The sequence below is a fragment of the Agarivorans albus genome, from assembly GCF_019670105.1.
In the GTDB taxonomy this organism is placed as follows: domain Bacteria; phylum Pseudomonadota; class Gammaproteobacteria; order Enterobacterales; family Celerinatantimonadaceae; genus Agarivorans; species Agarivorans albus.
This window is the reverse complement of record NZ_AP023032.1, coordinates 1,349,281-1,361,925: the sequence shown is the minus strand read 5'-3', so window position 1 is coordinate 1,361,925 and position 12,645 is coordinate 1,349,281. Positions and strand designations below refer to the sequence as shown.

The following is a 12,645-nucleotide window of genomic DNA, read 5'->3' as shown; positions in this document are numbered from 1 at the left end:
TTAATCCTTTAGCGGGTGGACAGTTATGGTGACGCAAAAACCACGGGCGCCTTGCTCTATACTTACGCCATGCCCTAATCGGCGAAAGTACTTGGGGATATCACTACGTGATCCGCTGTCCCCTAACAGCAACTGAATCTGATCACCTACTTTAGCTTGTTTTAGCCAAAGCTTACTTTCCAATAATGGGTAAGGACAGTTGTGTTTTTGTAAATCGAGGCAAAGCATTTGTAATAATTACCATAAAATAACCATGACATTATTACAGGCTATTGATCAGGACTCAATTTATAGCTTTTGAATAACAAACAAAATCGGGGTATTCTCGCGATACAAATGGAAAGTTATCGGATTTCAATGACGCGTTTCGCACATTTTGTTTTAGCAGGCCTGCTGTTTGGCTACGCCCCTCTTATGTCTGCCAATAATCAATTACCTGAAATAGGTACCGCCGGTGCGTCGGCTTTATCCATCGACAAAGAAATTATATACGGTAATGCCTACATGCGAATTATTCGCGCTAGTAGCCGTATGACCAATGACCCAGTGTTATCTGAATATGTCACCGAGCTAGGCAACCACCTGGTTGCCAAAGCTGATTTAGTGCGTACACCCTTTAACTTCTTTTTAGTAACCGATAATGAAATTAACGCTGCGGCTTTTCTTGGTGGCTACGTAAAAATTCATACTGGCTTATTTTTATACGCCGATACTGAAAGTGAATTCGCCTCGGTAATTGCTCACGAAATTGCTCACGTTACTCAACGTCATATTGCCCGAAGTATTGAAAACCAAGCGGCAGCGCAAAACCTGTCTATGGCCGGTATGCTAGGTTCTTTATTGCTAGGCATAGCCAACCCAGTTGCAGGTATAGCAGCGTTACAGGCTACCATGGCGGCAGGTGTGCAAAACTCAATAAACTACACCCGTGCCAACGAATTTGAAGCAGACCGAATTGGCCTTCGCACCTTGGCCAATGCCGGTTATGACCCAATAGGAATGGGCAACTTTTTTGGCAAACTGTCCGAGAAATACCGTTACGCTAGCAAGCCTCCGCAAATGCTAATCACTCACCCATTGCCAGAAACGCGGGTTAGTGAAGCGCGTGCTCGGGCAAATCAATACCCTAATCGTTACGTTGCGCCCTCCCTATCGTTCCAGTTTGCCAAATCACGAATTATTGTGCGTCATGGCACCCTTTCTCCTTCCGAAGCTTTAGAGCACTACAACCGAGTAATAAAGCGCAAAGAATACCGAATTGAAGATGCAGCCCTCTATGGCAAAGCCTTAGCTTTGTTTGGTATGGGTAAATACAAAGAGTCGAAAACAATCGTTGATGGTCTTGCCACGCGCCATCCCGACAACCTTTTTGTAATCGATACCCAAACTGACATCGATTTAGCAATGAAAAACTACCAACCTGCAATTAAACGTTTGCAAGTGGCGCAGACTCGTTACCCCAATAATCAAGTAATTGTGCTCAACTTGGCTCACGCATTTAGCGAAAATGGCCAATTTGAAGAAGGTGCCAAACTGCTTGATCGTTACCTACGCGAGCGCCCCAACGATGCTCTGGCTTGGGGAGAGCTTAGCCGCAGCCAACGACGCCTCAAAAATATGGCTGCTAGCCATACTGCGCGAGCCGAGTACCTTTCATTGCATTCAGATTATCGCCGCGCCATTGACGAACTACATAGCGCCTACAACCTAACAGAAAACAATCTTGAGCAAGCTCGCATCCAAGCTAGAATTGAACAATTTAAAGCTGCTGAGCAAGAACTCGAGTCGCTAAACTAGATGTATACAAGGAATAAGCATGTCTACTATTAAGATCCTTCATAACCCGCGCTGCTCTAAAAGTCGCCAAACCTTGCAGCTTCTTCAAGAAAAAGGCATCGAGCCAGAAATAGTGCTTTATCTAGAAACTCCGCCAAGCGAAGCGGATATCAGCAAGATGCTCGACATGATGCAACTTGAGCCTCGCCAGTTAATGCGCACTAAAGAGGCGCTCTACAAAGAATTGAATTTAGCTGATGCATCGCTCACTCCTGCTCAACTGGTAGCCGCTATGCACGCAAACCCTAAACTGATTGAGCGCCCAATTGTGATTAATCAAGATAAAGCACGCATTGGCCGACCACCAGAGCAGGTGTTAGAGATTGTCTAAGCTAAGCACATCTCAACTATTGCTAATTGCCAAGAGTAGTTACTTGGCGCTTCTTGCTTGGGTGCTGTTATGGCATTTATGGCTATCACCACCGGTTGATATTAGCCTAGGTTTAATGTTGATCTTTTGGGTCGTGCCATTGCTGTTCCCGCTAAAAGGCATTTTGAGCGGTAAACCTTATACCTATGCTTGGAGTTGTTTTGTGCTGCTGTTATACGTGCTTCACAGCACCACGCTGTTAGTAGTATCCGACACCGAACGCTGGTTAGCGGCAGTAGAGCTAGTATTAGTACTCAGTGCGTTTTGGTTTGGATTACAGTACGCGAAGTTTCGCGGTAAAGAGCTGGGGATAGGCTTAAAGAAGCTAAAAGATAAATCTAAAGACTAAAGCTCTAAGATCTCTTTAACAAAGGGTACGGTTAGCTTACGTTGAGCAGTGATTGAGGCTTGGTCGAGCAGATCAAGCTTGTTCAACAAAGTAGGCATATCACGAGATAATCGTTTCAATAAAAATCTGGCAACTTCTAACGGCATTTTCAAACCACGTAGTTCCGCGCGTAATTGCAAAGCACTTAGCTTTTGCTCATCATCTAGCTCATGCAACTTATAAGTTACGCCCCAATTTAAGCGAGACTGTAAGTCAGCCAAGGCAAAAGACAACTGAGGAGCTGGCGCATTGGCGGTAACAATTAAACGGGTGGTAGACGCTAATTCTTTACGGCGATTATAAAAATCAAAAATAGCCTCTTCCCAAGCCGATATCCCCACTATCGCATCAATGTTGTCTAAACAAACTAAGGCCATGCTCTCGAGACCCTCGAGCATTTTAGGAGACATTGCTGCGTGCATCTCGAGCGGTAAGTAAGCACTTGCCGCCCCCACATCTGCCATTTCGGTGCAGCTGGCATGCAACAAATGGGTTCTACCCGATCCCTCACTGCCCCATAAATAAAGCATCCTCTCGCCTTTATCTAAAGCAAGATTGCGCAGTGCACTTAGTAACTGTTGATTGTCGCCCGGGTAAAAACTTACCAAGGTTTCATCGTCAGGTAGCAGTACAGGAAGTGATAATTGCGGGGAAAAACTCAAAGTGATAAATCAAAGCTGATACAAGTCTAGAGGCATTGTACCAGCTCGTAATTAAGATGAAAAATTTTTGCTACTGGTAATAGTAGTACTTTGTTCGCGTTTCATCCGCTTGCAGGCGCGGAGCGATATCAAGTGAAGATTTAAGGTCTTCCCAAGGGCTAAGCAGTTGCACCTCAAAAGTAAAGGTATCTTGTTTTACATTGTGTAAGGTAACTCTTGCCACACTAGGTTGCTGGTTAAGAAAGCGCTCCAACTCAACATATTTGTTCATGCTGGTTATGTTGGCAAAACTAACTAACATCGCTTCATCAGCATTCTCGCCTAATATCACGCCATAACGCTCGGCCAAACTGGCACTTACCGCACTCATAGCGGCAGCGCTAACGTCTGCTAGTGGCGCTTGTACTTGGCCGCTATCAAGTTGAACTTGGCTTGCACTGTCTAACAATCGCCATTGGATCTGCCAATTTTGACCTTGAGGATATTGGCGAAAGCTCAGGATAAGTGGCACAGAGTAACGCTCGCTAGCCGCATACAATGGGCCATCAAAACCACCCCATACATCATTGACACTTACCGCCATGCTATCTTCTAAATCCATAACAGGGAGGCGAACAGGCAAACCTAGTAGCTGCGCCTGTTGGCGGCCAGCCTCTAACCAATCTTGTTGAGCACTATCAGCTAACAATTCTCGATTAAAATTCTGCTCGTTGGCATACCACAATACGATGTCTGGGCGTTGCTTCCCCCATAAACGCAATTGAGCTTGCATCAACAGTTGATTTACTTTTGCTTCGTTAAATAGCACCGAAATCGCATCGTCGCGATAAGCAAACTGTTGAATATACGGGTTAATATTGGCTCTTGCTTTGGCAACTAATGGATTAGCATTGCTAGCTTGCTCCCCAGTTAAGCGCAGTACCAATAACTCAAAAGCTTGTTGCTGATCTTGTTGGGTATCGCCAGTGGCTTGTGCTTCAACTCGGTAAAGTTCCTCTTGCAGCGAGGCTTGAACCGGCAACATCACAACTGCCAAACTAAGTACCAACAACCACTTTCTAATCACTGCGCTCTCCTAGAGATTCAATTAACTATTTTTGCGTACTATTTAGTACCAAAAATCTTATCGCCGGCATCACCCAAACCAGGAAGGATGTAGCCTTGCTCATTTAGCTTTTCATCAATTGACGCAGTATACAAGACCAAATCGGGGTGTGCAGCCTCCAAAGCTTTTAAACCTTCGGGAGCAGCAACTAATACTAATACTACAATGTCTTTACAGCCTTGCTCTTTAAGTAGGTCGATGGTGGCAATCATTGAGCCACCAGTAGCTAGCATAGGGTCTACCACAAGAGCCAAACGCTCATCAATTTGGCTCACTAGTTTGTGAAAGTATGGAACCGGCTCTAGAGTTTCTTCATCACGATAAATCCCAACCACACTGGTTTTTGCCGAAGGCATATGCTCTAACACACCATCCATCATACCAAGGCCTGCACGTAAAATAGGCACAACCGTAGCCTTTTTACCTTTAATTTGTTCAACCTTCACTGGGCCATTCCAACCGGCAATAGTCACTTCTTCAATTTCTAAGTTGGCTGTCGCTTCGTAGGTAAGTAATGCGGATACTTCGCGTGCTAATTCACGAAAACGCTTTGTGCTAATGTCTGCTTCGCGCATTAGGCCAATTTTATGACGAACTAAAGGATGCTTTACTTCAACAACTTTCATCTCTATTCCTTTGATTTACCGAATTGTGAGCCGCTAGTTTAAATCAGGCTCAATGGAGATATGTTAGCAAATATCAACAAAATGTCTTAGTTATCGTTTATTACTGTTACCGGACCGCTAACACTGCTAAAATATCGCGAAATTTTTTTCCATGTTCGTTGCAAGGTAATCCCGTGACCAAACAAAACACCCCTCTGAGTTATAAAGATGCTGGCGTTGATATCGAAGCTGGTAATGCATTAGTAGAACGTATCAAAAGTGTTAGTAAACGTACCCAGCGCCCAGAAGTAATGGGTGGACTAGGAGGCTTTGGTGCATTGTGTCAATTGCCAACTGGTTACAAAGAGCCTGTATTAGTTGCTGGCACCGATGGTGTAGGTACTAAATTACGCTTAGCGTTAGATTTGGAAAAACACGACACCGTTGGTATCGACTTGGTAGCAATGTGTGTAAACGACCTTATTGTACAAGGTGCTGAACCGTTATTTTTCTTAGACTACTACGCAACTGGTAAGCTTGAAGTTGATACTGCAGCAGACGTAGTTAAAGGGATTGGTCAAGGTTGTGAGCAATCTGGCTGTGCCTTAATTGGTGGTGAAACTGCAGAAATGCCTGGCATGTACCATGGCGACGACTACGACATCGCAGGTTTCTGTGTGGGTGTTGTTGAAAAGTCAGAAATTATCGACGGCACTAAAGTAGCAAGCGGTGACGCGTTAATCGCTTTAGCATCTAGTGGTCCTCACTCTAACGGTTACTCGCTAATTCGCAAGATCTTAGAGGTATCTAATGCCGATCCTAAACAAGTTTTAGGTGATAGCACGCTAGGTGAAACTCTATTAACCCCAACAAAAATTTACGTTAAGTCGGTACTTGCACTGCTTAAGCAATGTGAAGTACACGCTTTATCGCATATCACTGGTGGTGGTTTCTGGGAGAACATTCCTCGCGTATTGCCAGCTGGCGCAAAAGCAGTGGTTGATGAAAACAGCTGGCAATGGCCAGAAGTATTCAACTGGTTGCAAGAGAATGGCAACGTGGCTCGTGAAGAAATGTACCGCACCTTCAACTGTGGTGTAGGCATGGTTATCGCTTTACCAGAAGCTGAAGTAGACGCTGCTCTAGCCTTACTAGCAGAACACGGCGAAACAGCTTGGAAAATTGGCCACATTGAAGATGTAGCTGAAGGCGAAGGCCAAGTAGAATTTAAATAGGGTAAATAATGGCACGCAACATTGTTGTATTGATTTCAGGTTCAGGGACTAACCTGCAAGCCATTATTGATGCCTGTAAAGAGGGGCGTATCAACGCCTCTATTTCTGCTGTAGTAAGCAACAAGGCCGACGCTTATGGCCTTGAGCGCGCTAAGCAGGCAGCCATTAACACGGTAGTTGTAAACCCTAAAGAGTATAGCGATCGCGAAAGCTATGACATGGCCTTGGCCGAAGTGATTGAGCAGCATAAAGCTGACTTAATCGTGATGGCTGGCTTCATGCGTATTCTTAGCCAAGCATTTGTGGAACGTTTTAGCGGCAAGATGCTAAACATTCACCCCTCTTTGCTACCCAAGTACCAAGGTTTAAATACCCATCAGCGCGCCATTGATGCCCAAGACCTAGAACACGGTTGCAGCATTCACTTCGTCACCCCCGAGTTAGACGGAGGCCCGGTAATTTTACAGGCCAAAGTTCCTGTCTTTAGCGATGATGATGCCGAAACACTAGCAGCAAGGGTACAAGTGCAAGAACATGCCATATACCCATTGGTCGTTAATTGGTTTGTTGAAGGACGCTTGAGCATGGAAAATGACAGCGCCCTGCTCGACAGCAATATACTCCCTAGTAGCGGTTACGCTAACTCATAAAAAAAGCGCCTAAAGGCGCTTTTTTTCTATTTGTTTTAGCTTAAGAAGCTTTATTGAACTTCACCGTCTTTAAACAATACATAAGAGCCGCTAGCAATTTTTTGCCATTGCTCATTATTGGTTAAAGGCTGAGTTGCAATCATTGTCACTACATCATTTGGCGTAGTTTCTTTATAAAAGTCGATAGTAACATCGGCATCGGCCAGCTGAGCCTCTCCGAAAGGAGCACGGCGAGTAATCCAGTGCAGATTAGTAGAACAATAGGCCATCACAAACTCGCCGTTGCTCAGCAGCATATTAAATACGCCTTTTGCACGCAGCTGATCGGCTAGGCTCGCCACAAATTTAAACATGGCTTTCATGTTAGCGGGTTTACGTGGGTACTTAATGCGTAGCTGTTCGAGGATCCAACAAAAGGCACGCTCGCTATCGGTTGCGCCAATTGGCCTAAAGAAGCCAGTATCAAGCTGCTTGTATCCTTTTAATTGCCCATTGTGAGCATAGGTCCAATTTTGTCCCCATAACTCACGGGTAAAAGGATGGGTATTCTCTAGGGAGACACACCCGCGGTTAGCTTGGCGAATATGTCCTACTACTGCCTGACTTTTAATCGGAAAAGCCTGAACCAACTCTGCAATTTTAGATTTACAACTTGGTGCAGGATCTTTAAAACTGCGGCAGCCCTTACCTTCATAAAAAGTAATACCCCAGCCGTCTACATGCGGTCCAGTAACGCCGCCGCGCTGAACCAAGCCGGTAAAGGAAAAGCAAATATCGGTAGGAACATTGGCACTCATTCCTAGTAACTCACACATACAACTACTCGCTACTTACAATACTTAGGTAACAGGCTTTTCAGCCATGTATTTTTCGATCAACTGAATCAAAATATGAATCACTTTAATGTGGATTTCTTGAATGCGGTCAGCAAAACCAAAGTGCGGTACTCTAATCTCTACATCCGCTTGGCCCGCCATCTTGCCACCATCTTTACCAGACAAAATAATCACTTTCATGCCTTTGGCTTTTGCTGCTTCTATCGCCTTGATGATATTACCTGAGTTACCACTAGTACTAATGCCAAAGAGAACATCACCAGCTTGACCTAAACCTTCAATATAACGAGAAAATACATACTCGTAGCCATAATCATTGCTCACGCAAGATAAGTGACTAGGATCTGAAATAGCAATAGCAGGGTAAGCAGGGCGGTTTTCACGATAGCGGCCGGTTAACTCTTCGGCAAAATGCATGGCATCACAATGAGAACCACCATTACCACAAGATAATACTTTGCCTTGTTGCTTAAAGCTGTCGGCTAACAAGCGAGCCGCTTGTTCGATCGCGTCAATGTTTTTCTCATCGGCAATAAAAGCATTTAGAACAGTTACAGCTTCTTGTAACTCTTCAACTATCAAATTTTTCATCTAGGTTCCCTTATCTGGGCAAGGCTTATTAGCTGCACACTATAACTTTTTTTTTAGTAAGGATCAGCGTTCTATTCAGCGCATATCTCAATTTGTTAACTAAAAAATACAACTAAACTTATGTTGATATTTTGTAAAAGACTTGAAGTTTGTTAACCACTGCGTTACAAATACACAAAGAGGTCAGACCTCTTACAAGTCCAAGGAGAGATTGATGCAAAGTTACTTACCCCTTTTTGCTGCCATAGGTGGCCTATTATTAATGGGCGGGCTCGCTTATTTTAGAGCGTCGTTACTGGCATTTAGCCTAGTGCTAACCGCCTCACTGGCTGCTTACAGTTTTATCTCGCCATTTAGCGAGCTGTTCTGGCTAGCCTACTTGTTAATTGTTGGTGGGTTGAATTTTAAACCTTTGCGTCAACAGCTGATCTCTAAACCGCTGTTCAAAACCTTCAAAAAAATCATGCCCGAAATGTCGCGTACCGAAAAAGAAGCCATCGAGGCGGGTACCACATGGTGGGAAGGCGAGCTATTTCGCGGAGCGCCTAACTGGAAAAAGCTTCATAGCTACCCGGCGCCACGCCTAAGTGCAGAAGAACAAGCCTTTTTAGATGGCCCGGTTGAGCAAGTATGTGCGATGACCAGAGACTGGGAAATAACCCATGAATTAGCAGACTTACCCGAAGAAATTTGGGACTTTTTGAAAGAGCATAAATTCTTCGCCATGATCATCAAAAAGAAATACGGTGGTCTAGAGTTCTCTGCCTACGCGCAATCTTGTGTGCTACAAAAACTCGCCAGTATTTCAGCAGTATTATCTAGCACAGTAGGTGTGCCCAACTCACTTGGCCCAGGCGAATTATTGCAACACTACGGTACAAAAGAACAACAAGACCACTACCTTCCTCGCTTAGCAGAGGGTAAAGAAATTCCTTGTTTTGCCTTAACCAGCCCTGAAGCCGGCTCAGATGCCGGGTCTATTCCTGATGCAGGTGTGGTTTGTATGGGTGAATGGCAAGGTGAGCAAGTACTAGGTATGCGAATTACTTGGAATAAACGCTATATCACCTTAGCACCAGTGGCCACTATTTTAGGCCTAGCATTCAAATTATCAGATCCCGACAAACTACTTGGCGAGCAAGAAGAGCTTGGCATTACCTGCGCACTTATTCCAACCGACATCGAAGGGGTTGAAGTAGGTCGTCGTCACTTCCCACTTAACGTTCCCTTCATGAACGGCCCTACCCGCGCTAACGACCTATTTGTGCCTATCGACTTTATCATTGGTGGTAAAGAAATGGCGGGCCAAGGTTGGCGCATGCTTGTAGAATGTTTGTCGGTTGGCCGCGGAATCACCCTGCCTTCCAGTGCAACGGGCGGCATTAAAAATGCGGCTTTAGCTACCGGTGCTTACGCCCGTATCCGTCGCCAATTCAAATTACCCATTGGTAAAATGGAAGGTGTAGAAGAGCCTTTAGCTCGACTAGCAGGTAACGCCTATATGATGGGAGCGGCTTCTGACCTAACCGTAACCGCCATCGACCTTGGCGAAAAACCATCGGTTATTTCTGCCATAGTAAAATACCACCTAACCCACCGAGGCCAGCGTGCTAGCATTGATGCAATGGACGTTGTGGGCGGTAAAGGAATTTGCTTAGGTCCTAAAAACTTTTTGGCTCGCTCGTATCAAGGTGCACCAATTGCCATTACCGTTGAAGGCGCAAACATTCTAACTCGTAGCATGATTATTTACGGGCAAGGCGCCATTCGTTGTCACCCATACGTGCTTGCAGAAATGGAAGCTACTCAACACCCCGATTTTAACCAAGGCTTACAACAGTTTGATAAAGCGCTATTTAGCCACCTTGGTTTTGCCACCAGCAACTTTGTTCGCAGTTTTTGGTTTGGCCTAACTAGCAACAGTTTAATTAGCACTCCCTACTCCGACCAAACGGCTGCCTACTACAAACAACTAACTCGTTTTAGTAGCAATTTAGCGCTGTTGTCTGATGTTGCTATGGGAACACTAGGCGGTAACTTAAAACGTAAAGAACGCGTATCAGCTCGCCTAGGCGATATGTTAAGCCAGCTTTACTTGTGCTCGGCCACTTTAAAACGTTTTGACGATGACGGCCGCAAACAAGAAGATTTGCCTTTGCTGCACTGGAGCATGCAAGACTCTCTGTTTCAATTACAGAATGCCCTAGATGAGTTACTGCTTAACTTCCCCAATAAATGGGTAGGTAAAGCAATGCGCTTAGTGATGTTCCCGCTTGGCAAGCCCTTCCATGCACCAAGTGATGTGCTAGACCATAAACTTGCACGTATTCTACAAGAGCCAAGTGAAACTCGTAATCGTGTAGGACAAGGCCGCTTTGATAGCCGAGTAGAAGGCAATGTTTATGGTGAGTTAGAGCAAACTTTAGAGGATGTACTGGCTTGCGAAGCGCTATACGACAAAGTATGTAAAGCACTTGGCGAGAAACGCCCCTTCACTCAGCTAGATAAACTTGCCGACGAAGGTATAAAACTTGGTGTAATTAACGCTGAAGAAGCTGCCCTAATGCGCCGAACAGAGCAAGGCAGGTTGGCTGCAATTAACGTAGATGACTTTGACCATGAGCAATTAGAGAATCGCCCTAACCTAACCAAAACAGACGCAGCTGATTTAGACTCCGTCGCTTAATACAAAAATTCATCAATCAAAAATAAGCGAGCAACAATAGCTCGCTTTTTTTATCAGTATCAGAAGCAAGGCATTGAATTTGAGTCTAAAATACACTTAACTAAAAGAAAAACATAAGCAATGGATAGCGAATGAGCGACGACATCTTTTTACTAGATGACACAGCCACCGAAACTCAAGAGCAACAGGATCAATGGAAACTATTGGTTGTTGACGATGAGCCGGAAGTTCACCACATCACTAGCATGACGTTGTCACAGTTTGTTTTTGACAACAAATCGATATTGTTTCTACATGCCAACTCAGCCCAAGAAGCCAAACTTATATTGGCCGAACACAACGACATCGCCTTAATCCTATTAGATGTTGTTATGGAAACCGACGATGCAGGCTTATGTTTAGTTCGTCATATTCGCCAAGATCTGGATAACCAAAGCGTTCGAATCGTATTACGCACCGGCCAACCTGGGCAAGCTCCCGAAGATGAAGTGGTAGAAAACTACGACATTAACGACTACAAAGACAAAACCGAGCTCACCTCGCAAAAACTACGTACCCTTATTAGAGCCAGCTTACGCTCCTACCGAGATATTTGTTCACTTGAGAAACATAAACTGGGCCTAGAAAAAGTCGTTAAGGCTTCGCGCGGCATATTTGAAAAAAATGCCTTGTTTACTTTTGTGGAAGGCGCCTTAGAACAACTGGCCGTAATACTAAATTTAGAAGACAGCTGTATCTATCAAGTAGAACAATATGCTTATAAAGTTAACTCTACTCAATTGCAGTTATTAGCTTATCAAGGGCAACAACGCCCTAGTAAAGCGCATCAACATTTATCCGAATTCCCCAGTAATCAACAGCAAATATTCAGCCAAGCAATAGATCAAAAAACCAATGTTTTCCAAGATAATGCCTTGGCGATTTACTGTGAAAACAGCGCTTACAATTTATTGTTTTATATCACTAGGAATACGCCGTTTAACCAAGCAGATCAGCATTTCATTAACTTGCTTAGTGAAAACATCGTGGTTGCGTTAGAAAACATTCGGCTTAACGAAGTGATTAGCACCAACCAAAAAGAAGTGCTGTATCGCCTCGGGGAGATAGTTGAAACCCGCTCTAAAGAATCGGGCATGCACGTTCGCCGAGTTGCCCTTTTTACAGCTCTACTCGCCGAGTTACTTGATTTACCAGCCATGAAAGTTGAACAGTTAAAGCTGGCATCCCCTTTACATGATGTAGGCAAGGTGGCGATTCCCGACGCAATACTGCACAAACCGGGCAAGCTTACTCCCGAGGAATGGGAAGTAATGCAAACCCATGCAGCCATTGGCGAAAACATGCTTAAAGACTCAAATATTGAAGTAATGCAACTTGCTTCAGAAATCGCTGGCTCGCACCACGAGAAATGGGATGGTAGTGGATACCCAAGAGGCTTAAAAGGTGAAGAGATCCCAATTAGCGGGCGTTTAACCGCCATTGCTGATGTATTTGATGCCCTAGGCAGCATACGTTGTTATAAAAATGCCTGGAATGACCAAGAGATTATTGAGTATTTAGAACAACAACGAGGTAAACAGTTTGATCCACAGCTTGTGGATGCGCTGCTCAACAACTTTGCTCGATTTGTAAAAATTAGAGATAAGTATCAAGATTAAGCCTACCAATTAAGGCTTTGAGT

Annotated in this window: 13 protein-coding genes; 7 read left to right on the top strand and 6 right to left on the bottom strand. The window is 44.5% G+C overall.

Going from position 1 to position 12,645, the window contains the following annotated elements; all coding sequences use genetic code 11:
- On the bottom strand, positions 1-228 hold the full coding sequence (locus K5620_RS21870) for a sulfurtransferase TusA family protein (RefSeq protein WP_016403650.1): 228 nt from the start codon (positions 226-228) through the stop codon (positions 1-3).
- Between the two features lie 129 nt (positions 229-357).
- On the opposite strand from K5620_RS21870, the gene bepA reads away from it, so the two are divergent.
- The 3 genes from bepA to K5620_RS06245 are packed head-to-tail and all read left to right on the top strand — an operon-like array spanning position 358 to position 2,555.
- Positions 358-1,797 carry a beta-barrel assembly-enhancing protease gene (bepA, locus tag K5620_RS06255; RefSeq protein WP_016403651.1) on the top strand — a complete coding sequence of 480 codons (1,440 nt, stop codon included), beginning with the start codon at positions 358-360 and terminating at the stop codon, positions 1,795-1,797.
- A 19-nt stretch (positions 1,798-1,816) separates the two neighbouring features.
- Entirely contained in the window at positions 1,817-2,167 is a 351-nt protein-coding gene (arsC, locus tag K5620_RS06250) for an arsenate reductase (glutaredoxin) (protein ID WP_016403652.1), read from the top strand.
- On the top strand, positions 2,160-2,555 hold the full coding sequence (locus K5620_RS06245; RefSeq protein WP_016403653.1) for a DUF2069 domain-containing protein: 396 nt from the start codon (positions 2,160-2,162) through the stop codon (positions 2,553-2,555). Before arsC ends, K5620_RS06245 begins: the two co-directional genes overlap by 8 nt.
- Here the strand turns inward: K5620_RS06245 and hda are convergent.
- From hda to upp, 3 genes are all read right to left on the bottom strand, one after another.
- Complete coding sequence (gene hda, locus K5620_RS06240; protein ID WP_016403654.1) at positions 2,552-3,256, bottom strand: DnaA inactivator Hda; 705 nt, start codon at positions 3,254-3,256, stop codon at positions 2,552-2,554. The two genes, K5620_RS06245 and hda, sit on opposite strands and share 4 nt — an antisense overlap.
- Before the next feature lie 70 nt (positions 3,257-3,326).
- On the bottom strand, positions 3,327-4,322 hold the full coding sequence (locus K5620_RS06235) for a DUF2066 domain-containing protein (RefSeq protein WP_016403655.1): 996 nt from the start codon (positions 4,320-4,322) through the stop codon (positions 3,327-3,329).
- A gap of 38 nt (positions 4,323-4,360) precedes the next feature.
- Entirely contained in the window at positions 4,361-4,987 is a 627-nt protein-coding gene (upp, locus tag K5620_RS06230) for a uracil phosphoribosyltransferase (protein WP_016403656.1), read from the bottom strand.
- Positions 4,988-5,160: 173 nt separating this feature from the next.
- On the opposite strand from upp, the gene purM reads away from it, so the two are divergent.
- Positions 5,161-6,201, top strand: coding sequence for a phosphoribosylformylglycinamidine cyclo-ligase (purM, locus tag K5620_RS06225; RefSeq protein WP_016403657.1), 1,041 nt, complete (start codon positions 5,161-5,163; stop codon positions 6,199-6,201).
- Positions 6,202-6,209: 8 nt separating this feature from the next.
- Positions 6,210-6,851, top strand: a complete 642-nt coding sequence (gene purN / locus K5620_RS06220) for a phosphoribosylglycinamide formyltransferase (RefSeq protein ID WP_016403658.1) — start codon at positions 6,210-6,212, stop codon at positions 6,849-6,851.
- 50 nt (positions 6,852-6,901) lie between these two features.
- On the opposite strand, the gene K5620_RS06215 is transcribed toward purN, so the two are convergent.
- On the bottom strand, positions 6,902-7,666 hold the full coding sequence (locus K5620_RS06215; RefSeq protein ID WP_016403659.1) for a class II glutamine amidotransferase: 765 nt from the start codon (positions 7,664-7,666) through the stop codon (positions 6,902-6,904).
- Positions 7,667-7,690: 24 nt separating this feature from the next.
- Entirely contained in the window at positions 7,691-8,278 is a 588-nt protein-coding gene (gene lpcA, locus K5620_RS06210; RefSeq protein ID WP_016403660.1) for a D-sedoheptulose 7-phosphate isomerase, read from the bottom strand.
- Between the two features lie 214 nt (positions 8,279-8,492).
- Between lpcA and fadE the strand changes: the two genes are divergently transcribed.
- Together fadE and K5620_RS06200 are read left to right on the top strand one after the other, a co-directional pair.
- The gene (gene fadE, locus K5620_RS06205) at positions 8,493-10,964 is read left to right on the top strand and encodes an acyl-CoA dehydrogenase FadE (RefSeq protein WP_016403661.1); all 2,472 of its coding nucleotides are present in this window, start codon (positions 8,493-8,495) and stop codon (positions 10,962-10,964) included.
- Between the two features lie 131 nt (positions 10,965-11,095).
- On the top strand, positions 11,096-12,622 hold the full coding sequence (locus K5620_RS06200; protein WP_016403662.1) for an HD domain-containing phosphohydrolase: 1,527 nt from the start codon (positions 11,096-11,098) through the stop codon (positions 12,620-12,622).
- Positions 12,623-12,645: the final 23 nt, after the last annotated feature.